The organism is Mucilaginibacter sp. SG538B, assembly GCF_013376065.1.
GTDB lineage: Bacteria > Bacteroidota > Bacteroidia > Sphingobacteriales > Sphingobacteriaceae > Mucilaginibacter > Mucilaginibacter rubeus.
Window position 1 is genome coordinate 1,046,830 of sequence record NZ_JABMJI010000001.1, and the last position, 16,055, is coordinate 1,062,884.

General features: G+C 41.3%; 9 protein-coding genes. 5 read left to right on the forward strand and 4 right to left on the reverse strand.

The annotated features are described in order from the left end of the window. Nucleotides 1–154 precede the first annotated feature (154 nt). Nucleotides 155–730: a YceI family protein gene (locus FHW88_RS04145; RefSeq protein WP_090523809.1), complete on the forward strand. Its 576-nt coding sequence runs from the start codon at nt 155–157 to the stop codon at nt 728–730. 472 nt (nt 731–1,202) lie between these two features. Here the strand turns inward: FHW88_RS04145 and FHW88_RS04150 are convergent, their stop codons facing one another. Then, nucleotides 1,203–1,601, reverse strand: coding sequence for a hypothetical protein (locus tag FHW88_RS04150; RefSeq protein ID WP_129568859.1), 399 nt, complete (start codon nt 1,599–1,601; stop codon nt 1,203–1,205). Nucleotides 1,602–1,839: 238 nt separating this feature from the next. Between FHW88_RS04150 and FHW88_RS04155 the strand changes: the two genes are divergently transcribed. Both FHW88_RS04155 and FHW88_RS04160 read left to right on the forward strand, forming a co-directional pair. Next, nucleotides 1,840–3,090, forward strand: a complete 1,251-nt coding sequence (locus FHW88_RS04155) for a DUF2130 domain-containing protein (RefSeq protein WP_176623368.1) — start codon at nt 1,840–1,842, stop codon at nt 3,088–3,090. 438 nt (nt 3,091–3,528) lie between these two features. Then, nucleotides 3,529–6,513: a lantibiotic dehydratase gene (locus tag FHW88_RS04160; protein ID WP_176623370.1), complete on the forward strand. Its 2,985-nt coding sequence runs from the start codon at nt 3,529–3,531 to the stop codon at nt 6,511–6,513. A gap of 1 nt (nt 6,514) precedes the next feature. Here the strand turns inward: FHW88_RS04160 and FHW88_RS04165 are convergent, their stop codons facing one another. Continuing rightward, nucleotides 6,515–7,252, reverse strand: a complete 738-nt coding sequence (locus tag FHW88_RS04165; protein WP_090523820.1) for a LytR/AlgR family response regulator transcription factor — start codon at nt 7,250–7,252, stop codon at nt 6,515–6,517. Next, a complete protein-coding gene (locus tag FHW88_RS04170) occupies nt 7,239–8,321 on the reverse strand; it encodes a sensor histidine kinase (RefSeq protein WP_090523823.1) in 1,083 nt (360 codons plus the stop codon). The genes FHW88_RS04165 and FHW88_RS04170 overlap by 14 nt, the downstream gene beginning before the upstream one ends. Before the next feature lie 376 nt (nt 8,322–8,697). Here FHW88_RS04170 and FHW88_RS04175 point away from each other — a divergent pair, with 376 nt between their 5' ends. Both FHW88_RS04175 and FHW88_RS04180 read left to right on the forward strand, forming a co-directional pair. After that, on the forward strand, nt 8,698–11,811 hold the full coding sequence (locus FHW88_RS04175) for a lantibiotic dehydratase (protein WP_176623372.1): 3,114 nt from the start codon (nt 8,698–8,700) through the stop codon (nt 11,809–11,811). A 211-nt stretch (nt 11,812–12,022) separates the two neighbouring features. Next, entirely contained in the window at nt 12,023–12,925 is a 903-nt protein-coding gene (locus tag FHW88_RS04180; protein ID WP_090523829.1) for a metallophosphoesterase family protein, read from the forward strand. Between the two features lie 62 nt (nt 12,926–12,987). Here the strand turns inward: FHW88_RS04180 and FHW88_RS04185 are convergent, their stop codons facing one another. Next, a complete protein-coding gene (locus FHW88_RS04185) occupies nt 12,988–16,047 on the reverse strand; it encodes a DUF2723 domain-containing protein (RefSeq protein ID WP_255485206.1) in 3,060 nt (1,019 codons plus the stop codon). Between the last annotated feature and the right edge of the window lie 8 nt (nt 16,048–16,055).

Genomic DNA, 16,055 nt, shown 5'->3' on the forward strand with positions numbered 1-16,055 from the left:
AATAGTTTGTTTTTCTTGTAAGTTCTACTAAAATGGTAGTATATTGTCATCCGATTTCAATAAAAACATGTTTAAACATTTATTTTATTTGAAGTCCGGATCATTTACATACTTTTGAGCCATAAATCAAAAACAAAAAAAAGAAATTAAAACAATGAAAAAGATTTTTATCCTGTTAGCAGCAGCATTCACCTACACGGCAGCATCAGCACAAACTACCTGGACTGTAGACAAAGCTCACTCAAACGTTAAATTTACAGTAACCCACTTAATGGTATCTGATGTTGATGGTATTTTTAAAAACTATGATGCAACCATCACTGCCGCTAAACCTGATTTCAGCGACGCTAAATTTCAGATCAGCATACAAACAGCCTCAGTAACTACAGATAATGATCAGCGCGATAAACACATCACAAGCCCTGATTTTTTTGATGTTGCTACTTACCCAACTATTACTTTTACCAGCACCGGTATCACCAAAACATCTGATAAGCACTACAAACTTACCGGTAACTTAACTTTACACGGTGTAACCAAACCGGCTTCATTTGATTTATGGTACCGTGGTACTATCCAAAACCCAATGAGCAAAGCTGATGATGCAGGTTTCCAGTTAACCGGCACCATCAAACGTTCTGATTTTAACTTCGGGTCAAAATTTGGCAACGCTATGGTAAGCGACGAAGTTGCTATTAAAGCAAATGGTGAGTTTGGCAAAGCCAAATAATTGCAAAAATATATTAACAGGAACGGCGCGGATAACCCGCGCCGTTTTCTTGTTTTATGATACAGGCAGTGGAAGATCTATGCTTAGGAATGCAGATACTGCATTTTTAATCCTTGTTTTTTTTGATAGCGGATTATTAAGGAGCAAATGCTAATTATTGAAATAAGGGCCGCGCTTGCTATAACATGTGTAAAGGGTACTTTAAACTCCGGATTGATAAGCGTTTCGGTTATGTCAGGAATGATGATTGCGATGAGGGGCAGGCAGGAGAATAGCCTCAGGAAACCAAGTTTTTTCATAAAAAAGTGATAATGGTATTTAGCGCAAATAATGCGCTGCAAATATGTCACTATGTTTCTTTTTATAAAATACCCGTTACACGGTATTTTTACAACCTGAATTGGTAATTTGCTGAGCAACTGCTTAGCTTTGAAAGAAGCGCCGGTAAAAAGAGGGAGAAAAGAAGATCTGCTTAGGCCTTGCGGGAAAGCAGTTGTTTTAGGGTATTAAACCACAATTGATTTTTAGCTCCAAAAAGAGTATGATCAACAATAAGATATAAGGTGATAAGCTCTTCTTTTAGCCTGTAGCGTAATCTTAACGGCTGCCAGAATAAACCATTGTTCCGTACCATCGAACGTTTGTAAAGCTCGTCAAAACCTAAATATAACTGCTCAAGGCTATCAAGCGGGATATGTTCATAACTATCGCCGTCAAGTACAAGGCTTTTAGGGGTAAGTATAATTTCACCGTTATAATGGTGTGGTGGCGGGGTAAATGCAAATAATGCTCCTCCGTCATTTGCCAACCCTAATGTGGCCAGGTCATAATCGTGACTCCACATTACCTTTCCAATTCTCAATATCTGCATGTTATAAACTTCGGTATTTTAAACGGCATTTACAACAGATTGTTATCATTGTAGTTTCATTTTGTTACAATAATGTTAATACCCCTTATGGGTTACCATATCATGTGCTAAACAGTAAAATCCCTATCTTTGATTTATAGGAAATATTTTCCTTTTATTAAGTAATTGAATAATATCAATAATCAAGTTATTAGCTTAAAGCTTTGTGCATTCAGCTCTCAGCTTTTATATAAATAATATGGCTACAGAAGTTAAGTGCCCAAGTTGTGGTTTCGGTTTTCCGATAGAGGAGGTAATGGCCGAGGAGTATAAAAAAGAGCTCAGGGTTAAAATGATGGATTATACCCGTCAAAAAGAAGAAGAATACCGCAAAAAGGATGAGGAGTTTTTAAATAAGGAGCGCCAGCAGCAGGCAGCCTTTGAACAAAGGCTTAACAACGAAAAAAAGCAATTGCAGCAAACGCTTGAAGACAACCTGCGTAAAACCATAAGCCAGGATTTTGAGAACCAGCTTGTACTGCTTAAAAATTCAGCCGCTGAAACTGAGGAAAAACTAAAACTATCACGCCAGAAAGAGCTGGAGTTTTTGCAGCGCGAGAAACAACTGCATCAAAAGGAAGAGGAAATGGAGCTTGCCATACAGCGCAAGCTGCAGGAGCAACGGAACGAACTTACCGACCAGATCCGCAAGCAGGAAGCCGAACGCCACAGCATAAAAGATACCGAATACCAGCTAAAGGTAAAGGAGCTTGAAAAACAGCTTGACGACCAGAAGAAACTGGCCGATGAAATGAAGCGCAAAGCCGAGCAGGGTTCTATGCAGTTGCAGGGCGAAGCCCAGGAACTGATACTGGAAGAGTTATTACGCAATTATTTCCCGTTCGATATCATAAGCGAAGTAGGGAAGGGCGTACGCGGTGCCGACTGCGTACAAACTGTGCGTAACCAGTTTGGCCAAGAGTGCGGCCGCATTATTTATGAAAGCAAGCGTACCAATGCTTTTTCGGCAGACTGGATCGAGAAGCTTAAAAAAGACATGCGAAGCATGGGGGTTGATGTAGCCGTTATTGTAACCCAATGCTACCCAAAAGGCATGGATTGTTTTGGCGAGCGTGACGGGGTTTGGATTTGTAGTTTTGATGAGGTAAAGGCAGTATCCTACATTTTAAGGGATGGCGTGATGAAATTATCAAACCTGGCCAAATCACAGGATAATAAAGGTGATAAAATGCACCTGTTGTATGATTACCTTACCAGCAGCGAGTTTTCGGAGCAATGGAAGGCTATTCGTGAAGGATATATGAGCATGCGCCAATCCATTCAGCGCGAACGCGATGCCATGGAAAAACTCTGGAAAGCCCGCGAAAAGCAATTGGATAAAGTGCTGCTAAGTGCCGCTCACATCCGCGGCAGTATTGAAGGGATTGCGGGGAGTGATACTATTCAGCTTAACCTTACCGATGATGAGGATGCGTTGCTGTTGGAGTAATTAATGTAGTTTCAGTCGGTCCATATGCTATCGCGAACGTCGTCGCTTGTGGTTATCATGCCGTATCATGCGGATTGCTTGCAAATTGATAACCCGAACCTCGGCTATAAGTGAAGGCCCTGGAATCAAGTGTGCTTAATTACCGAAGGATGATATTTTTGTAAGTTTTTGCTGCCCTATTTAGGATAGTGTACTTGCATGGCAAACATTTTGATCGCCTTGTTAATATATCAATTTTTGCGTTAAATACAAAGGCATGAAGCAGGGCGATATTAACTAAATTGATTAATCATTCTTGTTGAAATGATTAATCAATTTAGTTTTATAGTAACCATATTATAAACAAAGAAATAGACAGCACCCATAACAAACCTGCCAATAAAAATAGCTTTTACTTAAATTAGCTGTTTACATACTGAACCTTGCCTGTACATCCAGATGAAAGTTAATTTTATTAACGGTTTAATTTTACGCTCTGCTGCTTTGTCGTACAGGCAAAAGCTTGATAAAAAAAGCTTGCTTACATTATGGAATAACAGGTTAATCAAAGAAAGTATTTACCTGGCAAGTAAATCGCTTTATAATGAACTGGATGCTTTTTTTGCAAACGGGCAGCAAACGAAAGCTAAAGAAGCTCAATTACTATCAAGTTTTTATAAATATATGGCCCGTATGGCAAACCGGGCTACGCCGTTTGGGCTGTTTGCGGGTTGTTCATCGGTTTACTGGGGGGCTGCAAATAAAGTAAAACTTACCGCAAAGTTCAGGAGACATGTAGTGCCCGATGCTGTGGTGAGCTTTTCGCTTGCCAAACAAATTGAAAACTCCAATCAATTATCTGCAGGATATAAGCTGAATAATACCCTTTATAAAGTTGGGGGCGATTTGCGATTTATTACTTATCAAATTATTGATAACCAGAGGGTTTATCAGGTGAGCGCCATTGCCTGCAATGAGGTGCTTGATGACATAATTACCGTTGTTGGTGATAAAATATGGAGTAAACAGCAACTGCTCGAAAAATTCCCGGATTTTGAGCCTGATGATTTCATTGTGTTTATTAATGACCTTATTGAAGGGCAACTGCTAAAACCGGCATTTGAGCCGGCAATAGGGTATGATTTTCCAGTCTTTTTGCAAAAGACTGATGATCCGGGATTAAGGGATACCATTAATGAATTGGTCGATTTGCTTAATAAAATTAATAATGGAGATGTTGAAAGCTCAAACTGGTTTTCGTTATATACTGCTATTGAACAAATTACTAATCACATAACCGGCAGGGAACTTAAAGACCAGGTACATGTAACCAGGTTTAACGAGATGGAAAGCCGGGAGCTTGACCAATCATTGCAATGGAAAATAACTAAGGCGATTGTATTGCTTAATAATGTGAGTGCCGTGGCTCCCAATAAAAGGATTGAGCAGTTTAAAGGCAGGTTCAGGAAAAGGTATGAGGAGCAGAGCGTACCGCTGCTGGAGGCATTTGACACCGATACAGGAATCGAATACGGACAATGGTATGAGCATGAAACCCTTTTTACAGAAGGGCTGTACACCGGAAGTGAAGGGGGCCCTTCGTGGGTGGATTATACAGAAATAGATTTTAAAATGCTCAACCTGTTAAACCGCGCCAAAATTGAAAAACAGTATAAAGTTATTATACCTGATAATTTTGCCAGGGAACGCAGCCCGGATCATTTGCCATTTTTCATGTCGGCGGTTTTTCAGCTTTTTGAAAACGATATGGTATACCTGGAGAGAGTTACCGGGCCCGGCGCTTTAAACATGATAGCACGGTTTGCAGTTGGGGATGCCGAAATTTATAAAACAGGTTTAGAGATAGCGGCAAAGGAGATCGCCAACTGCCCGGATGCCATGTTTGCCGAAGTGATCCATATGCCCGAAGAACGGATCTTAAACGTCATGATGCACCCGCCTTTCTGGCCCCATGAACTGGCTTATATTGATGATGCCAAGGGAAGTTCAGTTTTGAGGCTTGACGATATCTACATAAAGCTTGAGCAGGGCGTTTTTAAATTGTTTTCAAAAAAACATCAGCGGGAAGTAGTTCCGCGCTTAAGCAGTGCTTATAATTATAACAGGTCGCAGCACCCCATTTACACCTTTTTGTGCGATATCCAGCATCAGCGGGGCAATGGCAGCTTAAGTTTTAACTGGGGGGCACTCTCTACAGATTTTGTATTTTTTCCACGCGTTGAAACCAGCTTTGGCGTTATCCTGCACCGTGCCACCTGGAAGTTTACGCCCGCTATCTTGGGTGAACTTTGCAAGGCTGAAAAATTCATGGATAAATTCGGCGATTTGTTTAACAGCTTTAGGAATGAGTGGTTACTGCCCGATAAATTTTATATAATAAAGGGCGATAATGAATTACTGATTGATACTGAAAATGAGATTAGTATACAGGTACTTGCAAAGGAAATAGCAAGGCAGGACCCGGTTTTGATTTTATCTGAGTGTATTCACCTTCAACATGAGGCTATTGTACGAGATGTGGATGGCGATCCTTACATGCACCAGTTTGTTGCACCCTTCCATTTCGACAGGCCTTTGAAGCCCCCATATTTCCAATATATTGAAAATACGCTTCAGCGTAATTTTTTTCCCGGCAGCGAGTGGTTATTTATCAAGCTATATCTCAGCAGTAACATCGCCAACGAGGTGCTGTTAAAATTGGATGAACTGTTAAATTATTCAGGTACTGTTAAAATAAAACAATGGTTTTTTATCCGGTACCATGACCCGGATAATCACATCCGGGTTAGGATTAATTTGCTTGATGAGGGTGATTTTCAGGATGTTTACCTGGCTGTGCGCGAGGTATTGTCGCCATTTTTGACAAGCGGGCAGCTTCATGTTGTACAACTTGATACCTACGTGCGCGAACTGGAACGTTACGGGCAACAAATTGAACAAGCCGAGGGCCTTTTTTGCATTGAAACTTCGTTTTGCTGCAGCGTATTCAGGCTGCTTGAAAGCAACCGCTATGATACGGAAGACTGGCTCCTGATTTTTTGGCTGATCAAAGATTACCTAAACCTGATGAGCAATGACCTAAACGACCAACTGCAATTTGTTGAAAGGCAGCAGGCTTATTTTTTTGCCGAGTTTGATGATAAGGCGGTTAAAATACAGATTGATCAATTATATAGAAAATATCATGGCAGCCTTAATAACCTGCTTTTAGCATATGATGACCTGCTTCGGCAAAAAAGAATGCAGGTAGAATTACTGCTGCAAAACTACACTATTGATTGGAATGCGAAGTTTTTGAGCAGCGTGATCCACATGGCAGTTAACCGCTATTTTAGCAGCCGGCAGCGCCTGCATGAGTGCATCCTGTACGGGATGCTCTTAAAGTTCCTTAAATCGGAAAAAGCCCGTAAAGGGAAAGTATAGCTTACTTGAACATCTTATTATTGAGCAGTGCGAAAAAGCTGTCGCGGTAAGTAACCCCTATGGGGATCTTTTCTTTAATCTTATCAAAGATCACCATGTTGCCATCAATAGCTTTAATGCGTTTTAAAGCAATAATGTACGATTTATGGGTCCGCGCAAAATTTTCCTGGGGTAGGGTATCAACTAAGGTTTTCATGCTCACCAACGAGATATGCCGTTCATTTTCTGTAAAAACCGAACAGTAATTTTTAAGTCCTTCTATATAAATGATATCCTCAAAGTTGATGCGCACAATTTTACCGTGATCGGTTTTCAGGTAAAATGAGTCGGGCTTTGGCTGCAGGTCAATTACCGGCGCTGGCTTATTAGATGAAAGCAGTATTAGCTTATCAAGGGCTTTTTGTGAAGCCTGTAAAAACCTGTCGAAAGCGAAGGGCTTAAGCAGGTAATCGAGCACATTGTTTTCAAATCCCGCCAGCGCAAATTCACTAAAGGCTGATGTTATGATGATCTCCGTGCTTTTAGGCAGCATTTTAATAAGGTCGATACCTGAAAGCTCAGGCATGTTTATATCAAGAAAAATGAGGTCAGTGGCTGATCCTTTTAAATATAATAGTGCTTCAATAGGATTGGTAAACGTTTCGGTAAGGTTAATGAAAGGCACTTTTGATATAAAATCGCTTAAAATATCAATGGCATAAGGCTCGTCCTCAACTATAATACAGTTAATTACTTTCATGATATTTTAAAGGCATGGTAAGTTTGCATTCATAGCTATTGTGCGTTTCATCCACCAGTAGTTCATATCCGTCCCGGCCATATTCGTCCGTTAATCTTTCGCGAATATAATTTAATCCTATCCCGTTCGATTGTATTTTGTTAACGCTGTTATTGTTTTTATAATTAAGCGAATAAAAATGCAGCTTCCCATCTACAACGGTAATGCTCAACACAGCCTCCTTTGTGCTTTGATTGAAAATGCCGTGCTTAAACATGTTTTCGATGAGGGTAATTAAAACCAATGATACTACCTTATACGGAATAACACCGCTTTCGATACTTATCTTCATAAAAAAAGCTTTGCTGCGGTCTTCATGAATTTTTATGAAGTCTTTGATATAGGCAAGCTCACTTTCAAGGCTGCTAAACCCGTCCTCATTTTTGGTTAATGCATACCGCATAATGTTTGAAAGTGTGATGATTGATTGTCCTACTTCCGGGAGTTTCTTATAAGTTTCAGCATATAAAAAGCCGAGTGTATTAAATACAAAGTGCGGATTGATCTGTGATTTTATTACATTTAGTTCGGCCTGAAGGGCTTTCTTTTCAAGCTTTTGCTGTTGTTCAAGTATCTGAGCCTTTTCTATGCTGTGTTGAGCCACTTCGCGTTCCCGTTGTATCAGTTCTCTTGCAAAGCCAAATGCAGCCCCCATTCCGCCAAAATATATTGTGCGCATAATAAGGCTGGAGATTTTATCAGGATCGGCCGAAACCTGAAACGACGTATGGTATATCAATGCATCAACCTCAAGCTTAAACAATACCGTTATAGCAATGATAGCCGTGGATACTACAAATAAAACAGGTGCCAGAAAAAAAACATTAGTGATCTTCTTACTTATGGCCCTTAAAATTTTCCAGGTGTTATAAAATATAATGGCATTTACAATAAAAGCAAAAACAGTGCTTATGTCAATTTTTGAAAAATAGACAACGGCCTCTTCATATAATATATAAATAAGCCATCCAAGCAGGTGTTGAAAGAATACCCTTATCCTGGATTTTGGCCGCTCTGCATTCGTTGTCATAAATTTTTTGTCCTGCTTTTAATGGGTTTGGTCGTCCCCAACGGCGCATTGGTACTAATTTTTTCCTCTCCTGCATCCGCTTAGCCACATTTATCCTATAACAACAGATAAATCATCATTCACACCCTTTAAAAAGCTTAAAAGTATGAAAAATTATAGCAAAGCATCTTTACCAAAGATCCAAATTAAACAAGTGCAAATTTTAAACCGGGCACTTACAAATAACATTGGAAAAAATGGTGGCACTGTAGATTTCTATATGACTATGACGGGTACTACAACAGAAAAAACCTCAAGTTCAACAGGGTTCTAAGGACGAACTTAGATCATATTAAGTATGTCTGTTTTATGATAAGAACCATCAGAGGTAACTACAATGAAAACAGCCAAATTATCCGAACAATATAAATTCTCATCGGGCCTGATGTTCAGGTTTCCTGCATTTGATTGCGTGGAAACAGTTGATAAAGAAACCATCAGGGCATTCACAAAAGATGAATTGTTTATGCAGGCGCTTTGGCTTACCTCTAAAAACTTGTATGAAGCGGTTTTGCATATAGATGATATTACAGATGCGAAAAAACTGGAGAAGCTTGAAATAACCTTGGCCAAATTTATTAACAGGAGCGCTACTGGCACCAATCCATCAGGGTTATTTGCAGGTTGCGCTCCTGTTACCTGGGGGAATACGACCGATTTACAGCTTGGTAATGCTTACCAGCATGTAAGGCTTAATGTTGCCGCAGCGGTTAATTTGAACGGTCAGATTTTAAATAATCGCCTCATACGGACATTGTTAAGTTACAAGGTAAATAAAACAATGTATACCTTAAACGGGACCTACCGTAAAATTGACCGTCAAACTGTAAACCGTGGTAAATACAAAGCATCGCCGGTAAAGATATCTGACGATCTGCAGGCGGTTATCGGGTTTTGTGAAAACGCCAGGACATACAATTCGATAGGCTTATTTATAACGCAAAAACTTGGCAAAAATCCGGAATGTGCCGCTGCTTTTTTGGATCAATTGATTAAAAACCAGGTTTTGTGGAGTGAGCTTGAACCGTGTATTGACAGCGGGGAATACCTTGACCAGGCCATCGGCATTTTTACCCGGTTGGCACATCAAAGTATGCAAGCGCAAAGCTATTTGTCAAAACTGAATACCGTTAAGCAGGTACTGACGGGCACCGATAATGTAATTACAAAAAATAATAAGGTTGCTATGATTTTGAAAGATTTGCCAGGTGATGCCTCACAGGGGACATTGCTGCAGGTTGATTATTTTAGGCAGGCAGATTCGGCTACGCTTGATAAAGCTTATGCTGATAAATTGCTCGATGCCATTGATCTGCTTAACCGGATCACACCCAGGCATCAAAGTAAAAACCTGGAAACGTTTATAAAACGCTTCCGCGACCGGTATCATGAGCGGGAGATTTTGCTAACAGAAGTGCTTGATCCTGAAAAAGGTATCGGCTATGCCATAAACTGTTATACAGAATCCTCCGGCTCTGCAACTGATGGTGAAAATCTGCAATATACTAGTGCCGTGAAGTGGCTTATCGGGCAAATTGTTAACAATCCCGGGCAGGAAATTATCCATTTGCAAAAGTCACAGTTTGAAAACGTTAAAGCTTACGATGATGAGTTGCCGCCAAGTTTTTCGGTAATGTTTCGTATTTCGGGTCATGATGAGCCCTTGCTGTATCTTGAATATTGCGGGTGGCCGGCCGGTACCTCCATGTTTGGCCGTTTGGCTAATGCCGAGCGGAATTTTGGCCAGATCCTTGATGAAATAGCCGAAACAGAAACCCGTATTTATGAGCCGGCTATAGTTGCCGAAATTGTACACACGCCTGATGACTACCTGGGGAGCTTTACCTCCGCACCATATCGGGATTACCGGTTTCAAACGCCGGTAAGCACTGGTGACCAGGAAGTTAACGTAACAGATCTGCTTGTATCTGTTAAAGGAAATAATGTTGTGCTGCGTTCGGCCAAATTAGGCAAACGGATTATCCCACGCTTAGATACAGCATATAATTACGGAATGACAGCCTTACCCGTGTACCGGTTCCTGGCCGATCTGCAATGCCAGGATTCAAAATACGAGCTTGGGTTTAATCTTGATATATTACCTAAACTTGGGGTAACCAAAACGCCAAGGGTAGTTTATGAAGGTGTAATATTAGCCTTAAAAACCTGGTACATGACCAATGCTGATTTACAGCAGCTGTTAAAAGAACTGGCTGTTGATTACAACGAAGCGTGGGCGAAGTTTGTTAAATACTGGGATCTGCCTGAGGCTTTTGTTTTTACAGATATTGATAGTGAATTGGTCGTACATACTAACAGCAGGCTTGAGGTTGCTGCATGGCTTTCGTCATGCAAGAAAAAGAATGAAATTATTTTAAAGGAATACATTGGCGAACGCGATAATATCATGCTTAAAAAGAAGGATGAAAAGCTTATCGGTAACCAATTTGTGGCTGTTTTAAAACGGGGCGAAAAGATAGCCGGCAAGTATACCGGTATGGGGCCGCTTAGTACAAATGCAGCTAAACGTCAGTTTTTCCCGGGGGATGAATGGTTGTATGTAAAACTGTATTGCGGTATTGAAACTGCCGAGCATGTGATAGGCAATGAGCTGATACAGCTAAGCAAAAAGCTTTACCATGAAGACTTGATTGATCAGTGGTTTTATGTACGTTATGCTGATCCTGAACCTCATATTCGTTTCAGGGTCCATCTGGCTTCTGTATTTGCATTGGGCAGGGTCATTCAAAATATTAACAATTGCTTTTCGGCCTTAATTAAATCAAAGCAGATCTGGAAGGTTCAGTTTGATACCTACGAGCGCGAACTGGAACGTTACGGAGAAGCATCCATTGAGCTTGTTGAACAGTTGTTTTTTAACGATAGCCTTGCCATAGCCAGCCTCATATCAAGAGCGGATGTGACCGAAAACTTTGAAGAGGTGAGGTGGCTTTGGGGACTGTTATCAATTGACAGGCTGTTGAACGATTTTGATTTTCAGATCGAACAAAAAAACGAGCTTATGAAGCTGCTTGTAGCTTCATCATATCCGGGCGTTAATTATGATAACCTGCTTTCAAAGCAACTGACTTTTAAATACAGGCATTACCGTAACAAGATTGAGGGCCTATTTCCCGAAGGCGCCGCGGTTGCAGGCAACGACCTGCTCAGGTACCGGAGTTTAAACAACAGGCCGGCAGCTTTATTGCTTGCCGAACTTATTTCATCCGGAACGGTGCCGCAAGATTTGAACCTGCTTGTGATCAGCCTTATTCAAATGAGTATGAACCGCTTGTTTAAGACCAGCCAGCAGGTTCACGAACTGGGGGTGTACGATTTTCTGCTGCTTTATTATAAAACAGTTTTGCAAAACAAAGAAACGGGTTACAACAATAAATACATTGCCGGGGTTGTAAATGAGTACATGGCAGGCAGGCCATATCTTCAATAATTAATAGCTAAGCGCTCCGAAATAATATTTTAACCTTCCCTACACAAATCTATTAAGTCTTCTGCTAACGCGGAAGGCTTTTTGTTTTATACAGGTGTTTCGGTCATTATTTTCTTAATAAAAGTTTAACAGAAATTCCCGTGGCTCACCAATATTATAAATGTATTTTTAACCCTCAAATTGCCTGAACCCGGGAGGCAGCTTTTATATTATGGAAAGAAGATCAGCATTAAAAAATATAGGCGGCCTGCTTCTGGCACCTTCATTAGCACTCGGCAATACAACACCGGCTGCAAAGCCATCATTGCGAATAGCCCACATTACCGATGTGCACCTGAAGGATAAGTTTGATGCCCCTGCCAGGTTTACCAGGTGCCTTCACCACCTGCAGCAACAAACGCCAAAGGTTGATATGGTATTAAATGGCGGCGACATTGTTTTTGATATGAACAAGGAAAACATCAGTACCATCAATGATCAATGGAAGCTGGTGCAAAACATCATGAAAAATGAATGCAGTTTGCCCGTTCATTATTGTTTGGGCAACCACGATATCTGGTGGTACGAGGACGACAAAGGCCAGGCCATCTACGGAAAAAAATACGCACTGGATAAACTGCAGCTTGTAAAGCCTTATTACAGCATGGAAAAAAACGGCTGGAAGATCATTGTGCTGGACAGTGTGCACTTAGATATTGATAATACCTGGTATATAGGCAAGCTGGGCGATGAACAGCTTAACTGGCTAAGCGATGAACTGAAAGCTACAGATGCCAATATGCCGGTAATGGTCATGTCGCACATACCGATATTGACCGCTTTACTGATGATAGAGGATGATATTGTAAACAAGTGGACAATGCTTGGCGGCGACATGCATACTGATACTGCTAAAATCATCAACCTGTTTTACCAGCACCCTAACGTAAAATTATGTCTGAGCGGTCACCTGCACATGCGCGATAAGGTGGTTTATAACAATGTTACTTACCTGTGCAATGGCGCCGTTTCCGGTGCATGGTGGGAGGGTAACCGCCGGGAAACAGCCCCAGGCTATGGTTTGATAGACCTGTATGCCGATGGTACTTTTGAAGAAAAGTATGTGAATTATTAAAATATAAAAAAGGGGCAGGCTAAATCAAATAGCCTGCCCCATAGCATATATATGTTGGTTGTTTAGAGCTGGAGAATACTTTTAAACTTTTCGGCATAATCATTAAGCTGGGCAACTAATTGTCCGCTTAGTTCTTTTTGATTGCCGTTATGGGTGATGGCAACCATGTTGTTCAGCAGTGACATACTGATCTGCACATCGCGCGGACTTAACCGGCCTGTATCTTTTTGCAACTGATGGTAGTTATAATCAAGCTGATCGGTTAGGTAGCTGTTAACACTTTTGATCAATTTATTACCCAGCTTGGCATAGTCCAACTTATACGAGGTATCGGCCATTGTTATTTTGCCTTGTGCGGTCATAAAGTTAGGGTTGATGTCGGGCATAACTTCTTCATACTTATGCAATGCATTAAGTGCAAGGTTTGGATGACCGTCTTTTAATAACCCTGCTGAAAGATCAGAAAAAGTTGATACCAGTTGCGGATAAAATACCTGGATTGATTGCTGATCAAGGTACCGGGCTGTTTTAAAATTGCCGAATTTAAACTTATCCATCATGTTGCTGTACATCACCAGGCTGTTGATTTTTGAAAGCTGATCTGCCAACGATGAATCAGTTTTGAAAGGCAACAAGCGGTAAGTAAACCCTTCCTGGTATAAATATGGCTGTAAACCAACCATGCTTGTTTGCCCAATGGATATAGTGAAGCAAATTGGACGCTTCCAATCATTGTGCGCCAGTATATCTATCATGGCAAGGTTTTCTTTGGTGATATAATTAGGAGGGAATTTCCATTTCATGGTATCCGTTAGCATGCCTTTTTGCTCAGGTGTAATAACCTTGTTTTTCATTACATCATCAGCATTAACCGCCAGCTTGAAGTTTTTGGTAGGCAGATAATTTTCGGTGGTGCCGTTGGTGTACTCAACGTGAGTACGTTTATCATCTGATGTGATAAAATCAAAAATATCTTTTACGTCAACATAACCCGGTACTTTGGCATCATTATACCTGATCACGTCACGGGTACCGAGCTTGTATTTATCAAAGCTCATGGTGATGGGCAGCGCATCGGCCTGGTTTATTTTGCGTTGCATTTGCCTTACCGACCAATCGGCGCTCAATAGGCTCAGGTTTACAATACGCACATCGGGCCGGATGTTCTCCACCTCCTGGTCGTACCATAACGAGTAGGTGTCGTTATCACCCAAATCAAACAAAATGGCATTTTTTGGGCAGGACATGAGGTAATTGTAAGCCATATCATACGCCGCCATTTTGGTTGAGCGGTCGTGGTTTTTCCATTCTTTACTTGCCAGCAAAACAGGGCCAACAATAGTACAAATAACCATAGCCCCAATGGTGGCAAACCGCGGACTGATCTTTTTAGGTACTATGTCAATCAGTGCTATCAATCCTAAACCAATCCAAATGGCAAATGCATAAAATGAGCCAACGTATGAGTAATCACGCTCGCGCGGCTGTACAGATGGCTGGTTAACATATAATACTATAGCCAACCCGGTGAAAAAGAATAGCAACGTTATGACCAGAGCATCTTTCTTCCGTTTTTTGAAGTGATAAAACATGCCAAACAAGCCTACTACTAAAGGCAGTGCATAAAGGGGCGTATAGGTAACATTATTCAATACAAACTTAGGCGTATTGGAGGCGTTGTTGAACAAGCCCGACGTCCAGTTACCGCCGATGCCATTCATGTTGGTCTGCCCTTCCATATCATCATCGTTGTAGCGGCCAACAAAGTTCCACATAAAATAACGCCAGTACATCTGGTACATTTGCCAGCTGAACATCCACCTTAAATTATCCGAAAAGGTAGGCGTGGCATTATCGCTCAACTGCAGCCAGTCGCGGTAAAACTGCACGTCCTGGGCATAGGTGGTATTCTCCTCTGTCGACCACATGCGGGGCAGAATGCTGGTGTGGTCATAAACATAATTAGGCTTATTATAGGCTACCTCGTATTTGCTGTTTCCTTTACGATAAAGCGGTGTGCCATCTGTAACATCTGTTATTTTAGCATCAAAGTATGGGCCCTTAAGTAAGGGAGTTTCGCCGTATTGGGTACGGTTAAGGTACTCATACATCGTAAACGCGTCGCTGGGGTGGGAGTTGTTAAGGTTGGTGCCCGCCGATGCCCTGATGGGGATATAAACAAAGGAGCTGTATCCAAAATAAACAAACACAATGCATAGCAGGCTTACGTTTAAAAGATGTTTTTGCTTGCGGATGCTGTACCGGATCCCGGCGATAAGCAAGCCGATGATCAGCAAAAAAAAGAACAAAACGCCGCTGCCAAAACCAAGTCCAAGACTGTTTACAAAAAACAGATCGAACCGGGCCGCGAGACCAATGGTATATCCCCTTATCCCGAACTGAACGAAGGCCAGGATCAGGATGCTCACGGCAAATGCTATCAGACCGCTTTTAATATTGATGTTTTTATGCCTGCGGAAATAATAAACCATTACCAAAGCCGGTATGGTTAATAAATTGAGCAGATGTATGCCGATAGAAAGGCCGATTACATAAGCTATAAAAACCAGCCACCTGTCGGCTTGCGGTTCATCGGCAACGGCATCCCATTTTAAAATAGCCCAGAATACTATTGCGGTACATAATGACGACCATGCAAAAACGATGGTTTCCACTGCCGAAAACCAAAAGGTGTCGGTAAAGGTAAATGCAAGGGCGCCGGTTAGTCCGGCACCCATTATTTGTAAGGTTTGGGTTGTATTAACAGTAGTATTTTTTATAGCAAGCAGTTTTTTGGCAAGGGCGGTTATGCTCCAGAATAGAAACATAATGGTAGCCCCGCTGGCCAGTGCCGAACCAAGGTTGGTAAAGTAGGCAACTTTTGTCCTGTCGCCCATGGAGAGCAGGGAAAAGGCTTTGCCTATCATGGCAAAAAGCGGGTAGCCCGGTTGGTGCGATACCTGGAGTTTATAGGCACAGGAAATGAATTCGCCACAGTCCCAAAAACTTACAGAGGGTTCTAAAGTAAGGATGTAAGTTAAGGATGCAACGGTAAAACAAAGCCAGCCCAAAAGGTTATTGATCTTGTTGTAGCTCATGATAAAGTGTAAAAGTTTTTTCAAATAGTTAA